The following is a 14,991-nucleotide window of genomic DNA, read 5'->3' as shown; positions in this document are numbered from 1 at the left end:
ACATGGCACTTATATATGACAATCGCCCCTATAAAACACGTATAAAAGAATGTTTGGCTGATGATTTCAAAGTTGCAGCTATCAAAAAAGCACAAGACGTGTTTTATGATAAACGTAATACAGTAGTTGCGGACGTTCCTGAATGGTTAGATTTCCGCGCAGAAGCAGCTAAACTTCGTGATCACGTTCTTAACAATTTGGATTACTATGTAAACCAATTCGCTGAAAACGCTGAAAAAGCTGGTTCTAAAGTTCACTTTGCATTCGACGATAAAGAAGCGACTCAAATCGCTTTGGATATCCTTCGTGAACGCGAAGCCAAAATGATCGTTAAATCCAAAACTATCTTAACTGAAGAAATTGGTTTGAACGAAGTCCTTGAAGAAGCTGGTATCGAAGTAAACGAAACTGACTTGGCGGAATTCATTTTGCAAACTGCAGTGAGTCCTCCATCTCACATCGTAGTACCAGGCCTTCACTTTGAACGTAATAAAATCCGCGAAATTTTCGCTGAAAAATTAGGTTATACAGGTACTGAAAACCCTACTGAAATGACTCACTTCGTACGTGGTTATGTACGTGAACGCTTCTTGAAAGCTGACGTAGGTGTTAATGGTTGTAACTTTGCAGTTGCTGCATCTGGTACTTGTACTATCGTTTCCAACGAAGGTAACGGTCGTATGTCTAGTTCCATTCCTAAGACTCAAGTAATCTTCTTGGGTACAGAACGTATCGTTCCTGACTTCAAAGCTCTTGACGTAATGATGGAAATGTTGAACCGCTCTGCAGTAGGTGCTAAAATTTCCAACTACTTCTCCATGATGACTGGTCCTGGTCGTGCTGGCGAAGCTGACGGCCCTGAAGAAACTCACATCATCATTATCGATAACGGTCGTTCCGGTATCTTGGGTGGTACATTCCAAGAAATGTTACGTTGTATCCGTTGTGGTGCATGTATGAACATCTGTCCTGTATACCGTCACATCTCTGGTCACGGTTATGGCTCCGTATATCCAGGTCCAATGGGTGCTGTATTGACTCCATTGTTCAAAGGTTACGACGTAGCAGGTGATCTTCCATACGCTTCCACATTGTGCGGTGCATGTACAGAAAACTGTCCAGTAGCTATTCCATTGCATGAATTATTGATGGAACACCGTCATATTATGGCTGACATCGAAAAAACTCGTCCGAAAGCAGAAGAAGCAATCTTCACTGCAGCGGCTAAGATGTTTGGTAACTCCACATTATTCGACCTTGGTACAAAAGCTGGCGCTATCGGCATGAACTTGATTAGTAATAAAGAAGGTAATATGCCTGCATGGACTCAAGCTGTGCCTGTAATGAATGGCTGGACTAAGTCTAAAGAATTGGGTTCCTTGAAATTCAAGAAATTCCGCGATTTATATGCTGAACATGAAAAGAACAAGAAGAAGGAGAAAAAATAATGGATGAAGCTAAACGTAAACAATTTATTGCACGTTTATCTCGTGCATTAGGCCGTGATCAAGAAATGTGCCCTGCCTATGTAGAGGATTTTGATTACAGCCATGGTCCTCAAGAAACTATGTTCAAAGATTTGAATCAAGATCAAATTTTGACAATGTTTAAGGAACAATGTCAACGTGTTGGTACAAAATTCGTTGAAACTACACCTGATAAATTAGGTGAAACAATTTTGGCAGCTATCGAAGACTGGGGCAATGGTAAGATTGTATTCCCAAGCACTCCTGAAGTAGACGAATATAAATTAAAAGAATTATTCGAACAAGATGCAGCTAATAATGGCGGCACTCGTACATACTTCCAATGGGACCCAGCTAAAGGCCGTGAAGAATGTATTTCTAATACTGCAAATGCAGATATTGGTATTACATTCCCATACTGCGGTATTGCTGAAACAGCTACTGTAGTACAAGCATCTGGCGAAGCATCTGGTCGTGCTATCAGCTTGTTGCCTACAACTCACATTGCTGTATTGTACACTGATACAATCAACCCACGCATGACACAAACAATGGAACATTTGGCTGAACGTTACCACAATGATCCAGCTAATTTCCCTACAAATATCTGCTTGATTTCCGGTCCGTCTCGTACGGCTGATATCGAGCTCGTTACTGTAGATGGTGCTCATGGTCCTATCCAAGTAACATATGTCCTTGTTAACAGATAGTCCTAATACTAGAGGCTTAATATAACTAAAGACTGTATAAGGCGATCTTCCGATGGAAGGTCGCCTTTTTGCACCTTTGTATAGAATGCAAAATAGGCATACATCTATTTGTAGAAATTTCGATATAGCACTTGTAAATTTTTCGATGTATGATATACTAAGTTCATAACCTATTATTTTAATATGAATTAAACGAGGTGTATTATGAATATTCCATTCTTTACGGATTACCTCATGCTAAGCAATTCATTGAGTATTGGTATTATCGCAGTGTTTGTACTTGCCTTAATCGGTATTTATGTATTGCAACGTAAGGGTACATCCTTTGGTAATCTTGTTATTATTGGCACTATTGTTGGTGCCGTATTAGGCGTAGCAATTCAAGTTATTGCTGGTTTTCCTGATGATCCGTCTAAGGTGGTCTACATCAAGGAAAGTACGAAGTGGTTCTCCCTTGTGGGTGGTGGGTTCATCGACTTAATCCGCATGCTTGTTATTCCTATCGTATTTATCTCCATCGTCCATGTTATTTTACACATGGAGGCAGGGGCTAATCTTAAGAAGTTGGTAGTTGCCATGGTGTCCACTAACCTCGGCATGGTGGCTGTAGCCGCTATCGTAGGCCTTATCCTCGGTAATGCTTTTGGATTAGGTCAAGGTTTTGATATTGTTGAGTCCGGTAAAAAAATCCGTGAAATCAAACCGATGGTGGATACATTCCGTGCTTTGATTCCTAGCAATCCTATTCAAGCTGCTGCAGAAACAAATGTTATTGGCATCGTAGTATTTGCCATCATCTTGGGCAGCGTAGCCCGTCTCTTAAAACAAACGGGCACCAATAACATGGAAATCTTTACAAAGTTATTTGATGAGCTTCATCAATTGATTTCCTGGGTTGCCGATTTCATTATTGGCCTTATGCCATACGGCGTAGTTGCTTTATTGGCATCTACATTAGCGACACGTGGCTTGCAAGCCATCCTCGATATGGGACTTTTCGTAGTATTGCTTTACGTAGGTCTTTTGATCATGTTCGTCGTTCAAGCTATCTTAATTGCTAGCTTTGGTTACAACCCGATTACATACTTTAAAAAAGCGAAGGCTCCATTACTGTTGGCCTTCACATCCCGTTCCTCTATGGGTGTATTGCCATTGACTGTTGAAACATTGACAAAACGTCTTGGTGTAAATGCTACAACTGCTAATACAGTAGCATCCTTTGGTACTACTGCAGGCATGCAAGGTTGTGCCGGCGTATTCCCAGCTCTTGTGGTAGTTTACATTTCTAATGTAGCGGGTATTCCATTTGACTTGACAATGTACATCATGAGCGTTATCGTTATCGCCATTGGTTCCGTTGGTATTGCAGGCGTTCCTGGTACGGCTACAATGGCTGCATCCGTATCCCTTAGTGGTACTGGTCTTGGTGCATACTTTACATCCATCAGCCCAATCCTTGCAATCGATCCATTAATCGACATGGGACGTACATGCTTGAACGTATCCGGCTCCTTAACAAATGCACTTGTGGTAGATAAAATTATGGGCACCATTGATAAAGATGCGTATAACAATCCTACACAAGGTGAGGAATAATAGTTAAATAATCATATTGATTGTGAAAGCAGCAGATATTAGGTCTGCTGCTTTTTGCGTAGTTGGACTATGTGTTGTAGTAGAATGCATAGATTGTAATGCAATTAAATTTATACCCTTCTTCGGTGCAATCGAAAATAATTATTATTACATTTTGTAATATCAAAATACAAATATTTATATATATAATTGTGACTATGGATACGTTTTCAAGTATTACATAAGCGTATAATGTACATATAAAAGTTTCTATATATGCTTAATAAATATAAGCCAAGAGGTAGTACTATGATTACAGAAGAAGTAAAAGAACGTTTGATTGCAGATTATCCAAAGTTTGAAGATATGACACGCAAGTTTTATAAGAAAGAGATGTCTATTGCGGACTATAAGGGCCAGTCAGGCGCATATGGTAGCTACGCCGAACGTGGTGCTGCTACGGGCATGAGCCGTTGGCGTTTTAATTGTGGTCGCATCAAACAAGAACAAATGCGGTTCTTAGCAGATACTATCCGCAAGTACAATCTTACACATATTCATTTTACAACCGGTCAATGCTTACAAATGCATGGACTCGATGGGGAAACTATTTTACAGCTCTTCAAGGAATGTTATGAACATGGCATTTATAATCGCGGTGCAGGCGGCGATAATCCAAATGTAGTAGCCAGTATCTTACGCGGCATTGATCCTCGCGAGACCTTTGACATTTCACCATATGCGGCAGCCATTAGCGAATTTCTTATGGAGCAAATGTTTTATATCAAGATTCCCCGTAAATTTAAGATGGGTATTGATAATGGATTTGATAGCACACCACATGCTACCTTTAAGGATCTGGGGTTCAATTTAACAAAACATCATACCTTTGATGTATATGCGTGTGGTGGTATTGGTCCTAATCCTCGCATCGGTATTCCCGTAGCTCGTGATGTGCAACCTGAGGATGTTTTGTATCATGTGAAAGCTATGCTCATGGTATTTGCAAACCATGGTAACTTTAAAAATCGCGGCAAAGCACGTACCCGTTATATGCCTGCAGAAATGGGGGGCGCGGAAGCTTTCATCAAAACCTATGAAGAAACATTGGCAATGGTGAAAGAGATTGAAAAATTGACCATTAATCCTGCAGATTATGCTTATGAAATTACGAAGACGGGCAAGCGCGATGATTCGGTAGAAAATCATCGTATTCATCGTCAAAAACAAGAAGGTCTGTACTTTGTAGAATACCACCCAGTTGGTGGCGATGCGAACGTTGAACATATATTGGCGGCCCTTGATTATGCTGTTACACTAGACCAAGTGGAGGCTCGCATTGCACCGGATGAAGCCTTGTTTTTTATCAATTTGACCGCTGACGAAGCTAGAAAAATTGCGGAATTAACAGATGATAGCGCACGCGATGATTTTCGTCGTTCCGTATCCTGTGTGGGCTCTACAGTTTGTCAAATCGGAATGCAAGATTCTAATGGCTTGCTAAAGGCTGTCTTTGATCATCTTGAAGAAAAAGGTATCGATACAAAAAAATTGCCGCGAGTACATATTTCTGGTTGCCCACATTCTTGTGGAACTCATCAAATTGGGGAGATTGGATTTCACGGTGCTGTAAAACTCGTAGATAAGAAACCACAACCTGCTTTCATTATCGTAGATGGTGGTTCAGAACATATGGGTTCTGAAAGTTTTGGTAAAATGGCTGGGAATATTGTAGCTGCAAAAATTCCAGCATTTATGGAGGCGTTAGCCAATATACTTAATGAGGCACCAGAAGCGGATTTTGGTTCTTGGCGATTGACTCATAAGACTCAATATATGGAACTTGTAAAAGCATTTGAGTAAATATACTTTCCGCTTGTGATAGGGCCCCATTAATTGAGCAGATATTATGTCGTTTGCTATGGGGCCCCGTTTCACTACGACAACTTAATTAAAAATAAAACTAGGTATCTCCTTGCTCCGTCCTTCGTAAAGTCGCTGCAGAAATACCTAGTTTTATTTTTATAACACCTGCTATGAATTAGTCCCATAGCAAGCAAGTATATTCGTACTTTTTTAACTAGGTTGTAGAAATGAAATGGGGCCTCATCAAAATAGGGAGAATAACCTTGAAAAGCATATGTTGCCTAGATAACCCTTGATTGATTGTGTTATAATAAGCTTTATAGTAGTGTTTGGAGGATTTATCAGATGTTATTTACCGTCAATACAGAAGTCTGTACACGATGCGGCCTTTGCGTAGCTGACTGTCCGACAGGCTTGCTAGTGATGTCCGAGAATGGGCCTGTGACTGGCAAGGGAGGTTGTATCTCCTGTGGGCATTGTATTTCCGTATGCCCAACGCTTGCTCTTGATAGTGATATGACACCACGTAAAGAGCAAATCGATATCACAAAAGAACAAAAATTAACGCCAGAGCAAGCTGAGTTATTCTTGCGCAGCCGTCGCTCTATTCGTAATTATCAAAATAAACCAGTTCCTGCTGAATTGATTCGCAAGGTATTGAATGTGGCTCGTATGGCGCCAACTGCGACAAATACGCAAGGAATTTCATATATCGTAATTCGGGATAAACAAAAATTACGCCGCATTGCAGATCTCGTTCTTGAGTGGATGCATTTAGCGGCAAAAACTGTGCCCATTATGCGTCTTTATGCTCGTGCAGCACAAGCTGAAGTGGATAAGGGTAAGGAATACATCTTGCGCGATGCGCCTGCGTTAGTAGTGGCTATCGGTTCTAAAAAGGATATTCATCGTACTCACGATAGTGGTCATTCTTGCTTGTCTTATGCAGAGTTGTATGCACCAACATTAGGATTAGGTACTTGTTGGGCAGGCTTCTTTGAACATGCCGGAGAAGCAGAATATGAACCATTATTGGACCTATTAGGTGTACCTGAGGATAAAATCATTGCTGGTGGTATCTTAATGGGCTATCCAAAGGTTCGTTACCGCAATATTGTGGAACGCCAACCATTGGATGTTACATTCGATACTGAAGAATAAACGTGATTGATACTAAAGAATAAAATAAAAGCGATACTCTAAAAAAAGTTAGAGTATCGCTTTTTGTTAGTTTGCAGAGGTAATGCTACCTTTGAAAGTATCGTTGATGAATTGTTTGATTGCATCAGATTTGTAGATGTCTGCAATTTTTTTGTATGTTTCGTTATCTTTGTCTTGGCTACGTACAGCAAGTATCATAACAGCTAAAGGTTCATCCTTTGGCTCTAAGAAGAATCCTTGTTTTTCTACATTAAGGCCTGCGCTTTGAACATAGTTCATAGGAATTGCTGCCACAACAACATCATCTAAGCTGCGTGGCAATTGAGCTGCTTCAAGTTCTTGAATTTGAAGGTTTTTAGGATTAGATGTAATATCTGCTACTGTTGCTTTAAAGCCGACGCCCTCTTTTAATGTAATGAGACCTACTTTAGCAAGTAATGCGAGACCGCGACCGCCGTTTGTTGGATCGTTAGGAATAGCTACGATAGCGCCATTTGGTACATCTTGTGCACTATGTACAGAGTTACTATACAATCCCATAGGCATTAAAATCGTTTTGCCAATAGCTACAAGGTCGGAACCATTTTGTTTGTTAAAGTTTTCCATAAATGGAACGTGTTGGTATGCGTTGAGTTGGATATCTCCATCAGCCAATGCTTTGTCTGGTGTTACATAATCGGAGAATTCCACAACCTTAAGGTCGATACCTTGCTTTTGAGCCTCTTTTGCAACTGCTTCAGCTACTTGAGCATGAGGGCCTGCAGTAGCACCGATTTTAATTTCCTTTGGTGTCTGACTAGATTGATTTGTATTTGTGCCACAGCCTGCGATGGCGAATGCTAAAACGCCAACGAGAAGAGGGGCAATAAATTTCTTTAATTTCATGTGAACATCCCTTTCTATATACATATAATGGATATATCCTATCATGTAAATGGGGTTTTGTATATAGATAAAAATATAGAGGTTGGATATAGATTAAAACTATGGCTCCTACGATGATTGTAAAGTAGAGTTATTAAGTAATTGAAAGTAGCGTTATCTAGACATATTTAAAAAAATCGAAATATGATATAATACAGATAAGTTTTATACAATTAAAGCGGTGGAATACAAACATAATACTTAGGAGGTCCCTATGTTTAACTTTGATTTTTATAACCCTACACATATCGTATTTGGTAAAGATCGTTTAGGTGAATTAGATACATTGGTTCCAAAGGATGCAAAGGTCCTTATTACCTATGGTGGTGGCTCTGCAGTGCGCAGTGGTCTGATTGACCGCATTGTAAAGGCACTTGGTAATCGTAAGGTAGAGCAATTCGGCGGTATTGAGCCAAACCCATCCCTTGAAACATGTGAACGTGCGGTAGCTTTCATTAAAGAACATGGCGTAGATTTCGTTCTCGCTGTAGGCGGCGGTTCTGTAGTAGACGCTACAAAACTTATCGTTATGGGCGCTACTTATGATGGTCCTGTCGTTGAAGTTATGAAAGCTGGTGTACCAGAGGTTCCAGTGGAAATGGTGCCAAATCCATTACCATTTGGTACAGTTATGACTCTACCTGCCACAGGTTCTGAAATGAACAATGGTGCCGTTATTACTTATGGTGACGGAAAATTCCCTGTATTCAGTAGCTTAGTATTCCCTAAGTTTTCCATGCTCGATCCTACGTTGACTTTCACATTGCCTGAAAAACAAGTTAAGAACGGCGTCATCGATACTTTTGTACATACTACAGAGCAATATTTAACATACCCTGTGGAAGGCCGTATTCAAGATCGTTTCAGCGAAGGCATTTTGAAAACTATGATTGAAATCGGTAAAGAAACGGTAGAAAATCCAGAAAACTACGATATTCGTGCTAATCACGTGTGGGCTTCTACCTTGGCATTAAACGGCTTGATTGGTGCCGGTGTGCCACAAGACTGGGCCACACATCTTATCGGTCATGAATTGACTGCTGCCTACCATCTTGACCATGGGATTACATTAGCTATCGTATTGCCTGCATTGTTAGAAGTGAAAAAAGCAGACAAGCTTGAAAAATTGGCACAATATGCTACACGTGTATGGCATATCACAGAAGGTACAACAGAAGAAAAAGCAGACAAAGCGATCGCTAAAACGCGTGAATTCTTCGAGTCCCTTGGTGTATCAACGCATTTAAAAGACTATGGTCTAGGCGAAGAAGCAATTGATAAAATTGTAAAACAATTAGAAGATCATGGTATGACTCGACTTGGTGAAAAAGGTGATGTCACACCAGAAGTGGCTCGCGAAATTTTAACGCGTGCCTTATAATTAGTAGAATAGTGTATATATTAGAAAAGACACCTGGTAGGTGTCTTTTCTTTGTACATTGTATGGAGAATATGATGGTATTATATACATTTTATGAATATCATAATCTAGTGTAAATGAAAGAAGGCGATATATTAATGGAACAATTACATAAAGGGCGTCAAGCTTTTAGTTATGCTTTTCCTATTATGATTCCTATGGGCATAAGCTTCTTTTTCATAGGCTTAGGATTTGGTTTATATGCTACGAGCCAAGGGTTCCCTTGGTGGACACCACCTGTTTTGGCAGCAACCATTTTTGCAGGATCCATGGAGTTTGTAACGATAGGTATGTTGATGGCTGGATTTGATCCTATTAATGCCTTTGTTTTAACCATGTTCGTTAATGGTCGTCATTTTTTCTACGGTTTATCTGCGCTACAACGATATGTTCATATGGGTTGGAAGTGGTTTCCTACCGTTGCTTGGATGTGTGATGAAAGCTTTGCTATCAACATGTCTACAAGATTACCGGATGATGTGGATAAAAAATGGTTTTACTTCCACGTGTCTTGGCTTAACTATATATTCTGGGTATTTAGTACCTTTGTAGGTGGTCTATTTGGTAATCTATTGACTACTGTAGATTTACGAGGCATTGATTTCGTGTTACAAGGGCTATTTATTGTGGTATTTCTTGAAATGCTACTTAATGCAAAGAATAATAAGATTCGAGCCTTTGGTGTAGCTGGTGCAGCTATGGCGGTAGCCATGCTCTTATTGGTGGGGAAATCTCTCTTTATGCTTCTATCTATGAGCTGTATGCTGGTAGTTTGCTATCTTGCGTACAAATGGGGAGGTGTGCGCCTTGACTAATATAGAAATGGTTATGACCGTTGCTATCGTAGTAGCAGGTACATTATTGACTCGCTTTGGGGCGTTCCTCATATTCCCACCTGGGAAAAAGGCACCAGATTTTGTACTCTTTTTAGGAAAAGCATTACCCGCTGCCGTTATGGGGATGCTCGTCGTATATACCTTTAAGGAAACCGTCGTTTTAGCATACCCATATGGTATCCCTGAATTGATAGCATTACTGGTTACAGTAGGATTACATCTATGGAAACGGAACATGCTCGTATCCATTGCCGTAGGTACTATAGTGTATATGCTTATCGTACAAAATATATAATATTACTCCCGAATCAAAGAACGTTTTTGGAAAAGAGGATAGACTGATTACTGGATTTGAGCGGATTTTAATTTATAAAATTAGTTAGAGTAAACATGAATCCTCGTATTCTTATTATGCTGAGAGTATTATGTTAATGAAATATCCCCTTCGTCAAACAACTTTGGCCCTGCGAAGCCCGCAGGGCAAAGTCAGACCCGGCCGGTGGAGGCTTGACGAAGGGGATATTTCATTTATGTATGTTGCTAGAGATAAGAATGCGAGGATTCATAAACTATAACTATTTTAGTTGTAAAATCCGCTCAAGACCTGCAGCAGTATGATGATTTTCCAAAAACGCTCTTTGATCAAGTAGCTCCATGAGATCCATATCTGTAATGGATAATTTGAAGTCAAAGACGTCAAAGTTAGACTTCATATGCTCTAAGCTTGTTGCTTTTGGCAATGGAATGATGCCTCGTTGGATGTGCCAACGCAAGATGATTTGATGCTTCGTTTTTCCATATTTTTCAGCCAAGCTCTTGATGATAGGGTGCTCGAATATAGGCTGGCGATTGCGTGTGAATGGGGACCACGCCATACCTACTACTTGATGCTTACGCATTAATTGTAATAAGGATTGACGTTGGTTAAACGGGTGGCACTCGATTTGGTTCACCACAGGTTTTACATTACAGTGGTATAGCAAGTCGATTAAACGGTCTTCGTAGAAGTTGGAAAGACCCAACCCGCGTAGCACGTTTTGGTCGTATAATTCCTCCATAGCGCGCCAAGAGCCGTAGTAATCACCTAGTGGTTGGTGAATAAGCATGATATCTATATAATTAGTATTTAACTTCTTTAGAGCACTTTCAACAGCGCGCATCGTAGCATCGTAACCGGCATTGGTATGCCAAATTTTAGTGGTTACAATGATGTCGGACCGATTAATACCAGATGCACTCATGCCCTTGCCGACGGCTTCTTCGTTATCATAATAAGCTGCCGTATCGAGTAAACGGTATCCAGCCTGTAAGGCATTCGTTACAGCTTGCTCCGTTTCCTCCGACGTTCCTGTTTTGTAGGTGCCAAATCCGATGGATGGCACAAAGCTACCATTATTTAAAATTCTAAAATCCATACGTTCTTCCATGAGAAACCTCCATATGTATACTTGTTTAGGAATATTATATCAGATATTATTTCTGACTAGTAATATCTAATCATATAGGGAATTAGCTTTCATACAATTCTTATTGATTTTGTGATATACTAAGGTATTGATAAAAATCAATACAATGGATAGAGATAAGGTGAAAGTATGAACAAATTTCGACTTGGTGCTGTAATGGCACTATTGGTCATTGTTGTATGTGCGATTACAGGTTGTGGTACATCTACGGTATCCGTTGCCGATGTTACTTATAAAGATATGCCGTTACAAATTCATAATGAAGCGAATGTAACAGCTCTTAATAAGTCCACTATTACGCCCGCTGTATCAGGTGCGGCTACATATGCTGTGAAGGTAGGCGATAAGGTCACACAAGGTCAAGTGGTGGCGACAATTGATACGTCGGCATTGCAACAACAATTAGCGTCCTTACAAGGTCAGCTTAGTGCGGCCCAATCCTATACGCCTGCTGTTGAAACAACAACGACAACGACGGCGCCTACGGTTAGCAGTGCACAACTTGAAAGTGCTCGCCAAATGCGTGAAGCTGGTAATATTACCGAAAAGGAATATAATCGTATTTTAGAACGGTCTCGACCTCAAACTGTGACAACCACAAGTGGTGGTGGCGGTGGTGGCAATGGCGCAAGCGTTGCTGCTATTGAAGCACAAATTGCTCAAGTATCCGCACAAATAGCAGCCTCTAATATTACGGCTCCGATAGCTGGTGTGGTGACTGCTATTTACAATGAAGATCGTCAAATGGCGATTGCAGATCGTCCATTTATGTTGATACAACAAGAGACGCCTATGGTAGCATCCTTGAGTATTCCTCGTGATGCGGCTATGAAATTAGCTAGCCCAGAGGCAAAATCAAGTATTAAAGTGTCTTTGCATGTCGGTGATTCAGATATTCCCGGTGAGTTGACCTATATAGATACAAACCAGCCTGAAAATGTACCAAGTGTACTAGTTAAGGCTACTTTCAACAACGAAAAAGGAGCTATTAAGGCTGGTGAATTTTATAGTTTGACCATCGAATCTAGTGCTCAAGCTAAGATGCTCGTTGTTCCTGCTGCGGCAGTACGTGAAAATCAAGATGGTAAATATGTATATGTATTAACCGCTGATAATACGGTAGACGTACGTGTCGTTGAAGTAGGGGATGAACAAGATGGGTATGTGTCCATCATGACAGGCCTCAATGAAGGCGAACAAGTTATTACAACCAAGGGAACCTTTGAACTAGGTGAAAAGGTGAAGGTTCAATAAATATCTTATGGGTAGCTAGAAACTAGCAACCATGAATGTTGAAAAGGAGGAGATTATTATTTTAGAATTTAAACGTTTTGAATTAAGAGATAAACCATTAATCGATAAATATTTTGAACAACATCATTACGAAGCGTCGGATAATTGCTTTACTACATTGTATATGTGGCAAGAAGCTTATGGCATTCGTTGGGCTGAAGAAAATGGCGTATTGTACATCCAAGGTGGTGGTAAGCGCGATCCATTCCTATTACCTCCATTTGCTGGTAAGGATGCGAAGTTCCTCGATGGTTTATTGCGTGCAAAAGAATGGTTTGTAGAAAATAAATTACCATTCATTTTCAAAGGTGTTAGCAAGGTTGTGAAAGAACGGATGGAGGAACTATGCCCAGGCCGTTACGTATTCACACCTGACCGTGATAACTACGAATATATTTATAAGTCTGAAGATCTTATCAATTTGTCCGGTAAGAAATTCCGTCAAAAGAAAAATCACTTGAATCAATTCCGTATGCAATATTCCAACTATGAATATGTGCCAATTACAGAAGACATCATTCCATTGTGCCGTGAGACAGCAGCGTCTTGGGTGGAAACTCATCACGAAGAAGGTATTGAAGATGAATTAGTGGCGATTAATTTACTCTTTGATCATTGGGATGTCTTAGGCTTAAAAGGCGGCGCTATTAAGTTGTTTGGTCGCGTAGAGGCTTTCAGTATCGGCGAATTAATGAATGATAGAATGGCTTTAATTCACATTGAAAAAGCCAATCCGGATATTCGCGGTTTGTATCAAGCAATTAATAATGAATTCATCCGCCATGAATTTAGCAATGTAGAGTTTATCAATCGTGAAGAAGATATGGGTTTGCCTGGTCTTCGTCAAGCGAAGGAATCTTATAATCCTGATCATTTTGCAGAAAAATATGATGCTGTATATGCTAATGAAGCAGATAATGCAACGGGCGGTAAATAATCAGGTCAATTTAATAACGAATGTGAGAGTGGTACTGTATGGTGCCACTCTTTTCCGTTATAATAAAGGGTAGAGTGTGTGAAATACATTCTACTACATGAAATATATAGCTCTAGAGCTATTTAGGATAGAAAGGAAATCGTATGGATTTTAGAATTGCTACATCACAAGATACCCCTCAAGTTGAAGCGCTATGGGCGTATTGCTTTGAACCAAAAGAAGATCCCTTCTTTCAATATTATTTTTCTAACTGTTATGAACCGGAGAATACTGTCGTAGGTATCCAAGAAGGTCAATTACTCTCCACTGTTCATTTGCGTCAATATAACATCAATGTGCGCGGCGCTATCTTGCCTACTAGTTATATGGTTGGTGTTGCTACTCATCCAGCTGCACGTCGTGGTGGCGTAGGTGGTGCATTATTGTTGCACTCCTTAGAAGAATTGCGCCGTCGTGGTCAAGGCATTACCATTTTAATGCCTTCTAAAGCGGGATTTTACCAACAATATGGCTGGGATTTGTACGCTCATCAATGGGTACAGACCATGCCATTAGAGAGTTTGCGTCCTTTGACGGATAAAACCTTATCCTTTGGATTGCTAAATGATGTAGAGCAATGGACATTGCTTGATCCTGTTTACAAAGCCTATACGAAGGATTTATATGGCTATGCGGAACGGGGTGAGAAGGAATGGAAACGTCTATTAGGCAGTTTCTTTGCTGAAGGTGTGAACATTGCGGTCGTGAAAAACGATGAAGGTCAAATCGAAGGTTACGCCGTCTATCGTTTAGGGGCTCCTGAAATTCCTGTTACAGAATTTGTATATACAACGCGTCGTGCTCAACGTGGTTTGCTTAATTATTTTTATAACCATCGTTCTCAAGGTGAAAGCATTCGCTGGAATGAAGGGTTGCATGATACGGGTTATAGATTTGTTCCTGATGGAAAAACAGGTCATACAACGATGCCGTATATGATGGCGCGTATCGTAGACGTAGAAACAGCGTTGACTACGGTACCTGTTAATCCAGAAGCCGTTATGATGCCAATTACCTTAAACATTAAGGTTACCGATACATTATGCGATTGGAATAATGGCGTATTTGCCCTTAGCCTAGGTGAAAGCACTTTACCTAACGTAAAACGCGTTTCTGCTGAATCTGTGGATGAAATCGATATCACCATAGACATTGGCGGTCTAACAGTCCTGTTGATGGGGGCTGTATCAGCTAAAGATCTTGTGTTTGAAGGTAAATTACAAGGCGAATCTCATTGGATTGATTATCTAGATATGGTATATCCTAAACAAAATACATATATCAACGAATGGTGGTAA

General features: G+C 40.3%; 13 protein-coding genes. 11 read left to right on the top strand and 2 right to left on the bottom strand.

Annotated elements, in window-relative coordinates:
• Nucleotides 1-2: 2 nt before the first annotated feature.
• The 5 genes from O3598_RS07970 to O3598_RS07950 all read left to right on the top strand — a co-directional run bounded on the left by O3598_RS07970 (nt 3) and on the right by O3598_RS07950 (nt 6,778).
• Nucleotides 3-1,448: a LutB/LldF family L-lactate oxidation iron-sulfur protein gene (locus O3598_RS07970; RefSeq protein ID WP_005384145.1), complete on the top strand. Its 1,446-nt coding sequence runs from the start codon at nt 3-5 to the stop codon at nt 1,446-1,448.
• Nucleotides 1,448-2,176 (top strand): LutC/YkgG family protein, encoded by a 729-nt coding sequence (locus O3598_RS07965; protein WP_005379684.1) that lies wholly within the window; start codon nt 1,448-1,450, stop codon nt 2,174-2,176. Before O3598_RS07970 ends, O3598_RS07965 begins: the two co-directional genes overlap by 1 nt.
• A 204-nt stretch (nt 2,177-2,380) precedes the next feature.
• Complete coding sequence (locus O3598_RS07960) at nt 2,381-3,772, top strand: cation:dicarboxylate symporter family transporter (RefSeq protein WP_005379686.1); 1,392 nt, start codon at nt 2,381-2,383, stop codon at nt 3,770-3,772.
• Nucleotides 3,773-4,060: 288 nt separating this feature from the next.
• Nucleotides 4,061-5,614 (top strand): nitrite/sulfite reductase, encoded by a 1,554-nt coding sequence (locus tag O3598_RS07955; RefSeq protein ID WP_371452320.1) that lies wholly within the window; start codon nt 4,061-4,063, stop codon nt 5,612-5,614.
• 348 nt (nt 5,615-5,962) lie between these two features.
• Nucleotides 5,963-6,778 carry a nitroreductase family protein gene (locus O3598_RS07950; RefSeq protein ID WP_005375737.1) on the top strand — a complete coding sequence of 272 codons (816 nt, stop codon included), beginning with the start codon at nt 5,963-5,965 and terminating at the stop codon, nt 6,776-6,778.
• A 66-nt stretch (nt 6,779-6,844) separates the two neighbouring features.
• Here the strand turns inward: O3598_RS07950 and O3598_RS07945 are convergent, their stop codons facing one another.
• Nucleotides 6,845-7,663: a MetQ/NlpA family ABC transporter substrate-binding protein gene (locus tag O3598_RS07945; protein ID WP_227068365.1), complete on the bottom strand. Its 819-nt coding sequence runs from the start codon at nt 7,661-7,663 to the stop codon at nt 6,845-6,847.
• Between the two features lie 253 nt (nt 7,664-7,916).
• Here O3598_RS07945 and O3598_RS07940 point away from each other — a divergent pair, with 253 nt between their 5' ends.
• The 3 genes from O3598_RS07940 (at nt 7,917) to O3598_RS07930 (ending at nt 10,253) form a co-directional block, all read left to right on the top strand.
• Nucleotides 7,917-9,083 carry an iron-containing alcohol dehydrogenase gene (locus O3598_RS07940; RefSeq protein WP_005375752.1) on the top strand — a complete coding sequence of 389 codons (1,167 nt, stop codon included), beginning with the start codon at nt 7,917-7,919 and terminating at the stop codon, nt 9,081-9,083.
• A gap of 137 nt (nt 9,084-9,220) precedes the next feature.
• Nucleotides 9,221-9,937, top strand: coding sequence for an AzlC family ABC transporter permease (locus tag O3598_RS07935; protein WP_316064955.1), 717 nt, complete (start codon nt 9,221-9,223; stop codon nt 9,935-9,937).
• Nucleotides 9,930-10,253 carry a branched-chain amino acid transporter permease gene (locus O3598_RS07930; RefSeq protein ID WP_105084758.1) on the top strand — a complete coding sequence of 108 codons (324 nt, stop codon included), beginning with the start codon at nt 9,930-9,932 and terminating at the stop codon, nt 10,251-10,253. The genes O3598_RS07935 and O3598_RS07930 overlap by 8 nt, the downstream gene beginning before the upstream one ends.
• Nucleotides 10,254-10,533: 280 nt before the next feature.
• Here O3598_RS07930 and O3598_RS07925 read toward each other — a convergent pair whose 3' ends face one another.
• Nucleotides 10,534-11,385, bottom strand: a complete 852-nt coding sequence (locus O3598_RS07925) for an aldo/keto reductase (protein ID WP_009660639.1) — start codon at nt 11,383-11,385, stop codon at nt 10,534-10,536.
• Between the two features lie 168 nt (nt 11,386-11,553).
• Here O3598_RS07925 and O3598_RS07920 point away from each other — a divergent pair, with 168 nt between their 5' ends.
• The 3 genes from O3598_RS07920 to O3598_RS07910 all read left to right on the top strand — a co-directional run bounded on the left by O3598_RS07920 (nt 11,554) and on the right by O3598_RS07910 (nt 14,991).
• Nucleotides 11,554-12,678, top strand: a complete 1,125-nt coding sequence (locus O3598_RS07920) for an efflux RND transporter periplasmic adaptor subunit (protein ID WP_156717606.1) — start codon at nt 11,554-11,556, stop codon at nt 12,676-12,678.
• A 31-nt stretch (nt 12,679-12,709) separates the two neighbouring features.
• A complete protein-coding gene (locus O3598_RS07915; RefSeq protein WP_016476404.1) occupies nt 12,710-13,654 on the top strand; it encodes a DUF2156 domain-containing protein in 945 nt (314 codons plus the stop codon).
• Nucleotides 13,655-13,797: 143 nt separating this feature from the next.
• Entirely contained in the window at nt 13,798-14,991 is a 1,194-nt protein-coding gene (locus O3598_RS07910) for a GNAT family N-acetyltransferase (RefSeq protein ID WP_009660635.1), read from the top strand.

The sequence above is a fragment of the Veillonella atypica genome (assembly GCF_041431435.1).
Classification (GTDB): domain Bacteria; phylum Bacillota; class Negativicutes; order Veillonellales; family Veillonellaceae; genus Veillonella; species Veillonella atypica.
The sequence above is the reverse complement of the archived record's forward strand: the minus strand, read 5'-3'. Positions and strand labels throughout refer to the sequence as shown.

Excerpts from the sequence above, each read along its gene's own strand:
- O3598_RS07970 (WP_005384145.1), top strand. The coding sequence starts at position 3 with ATGGCACTTATATATGACAATCGCCCCTATAAAACACGTATAAAAGAA.
- O3598_RS07965 (WP_005379684.1), top strand. The coding sequence starts at position 1,448 with ATGGATGAAGCTAAACGTAAACAATTTATTGCACGTTTATCTCGTGCA.
- O3598_RS07960 (WP_005379686.1), top strand. The coding sequence starts at position 2,381 with ATGAATATTCCATTCTTTACGGATTACCTCATGCTAAGCAATTCATTG.
- O3598_RS07955 (WP_371452320.1), top strand. The coding sequence starts at position 4,061 with ATGATTACAGAAGAAGTAAAAGAACGTTTGATTGCAGATTATCCAAAG.
- O3598_RS07950 (WP_005375737.1), top strand. The coding sequence starts at position 5,963 with ATGTTATTTACCGTCAATACAGAAGTCTGTACACGATGCGGCCTTTGC.
- O3598_RS07945 (WP_227068365.1), bottom strand. The coding sequence starts at position 7,663 with ATGAAATTAAAGAAATTTATTGCCCCTCTTCTCGTTGGCGTTTTAGCA.
- O3598_RS07940 (WP_005375752.1), top strand. The coding sequence starts at position 7,917 with ATGTTTAACTTTGATTTTTATAACCCTACACATATCGTATTTGGTAAA.
- O3598_RS07935 (WP_316064955.1), top strand. The coding sequence starts at position 9,221 with ATGGAACAATTACATAAAGGGCGTCAAGCTTTTAGTTATGCTTTTCCT.
- O3598_RS07925 (WP_009660639.1), bottom strand. The coding sequence starts at position 11,385 with ATGGAAGAACGTATGGATTTTAGAATTTTAAATAATGGTAGCTTTGTG.
- O3598_RS07920 (WP_156717606.1), top strand. The coding sequence starts at position 11,554 with ATGAACAAATTTCGACTTGGTGCTGTAATGGCACTATTGGTCATTGTT.
- O3598_RS07915 (WP_016476404.1), top strand. The coding sequence starts at position 12,710 with ATGAATGTTGAAAAGGAGGAGATTATTATTTTAGAATTTAAACGTTTT.
- O3598_RS07910 (WP_009660635.1), top strand. The coding sequence starts at position 13,798 with ATGGATTTTAGAATTGCTACATCACAAGATACCCCTCAAGTTGAAGCG.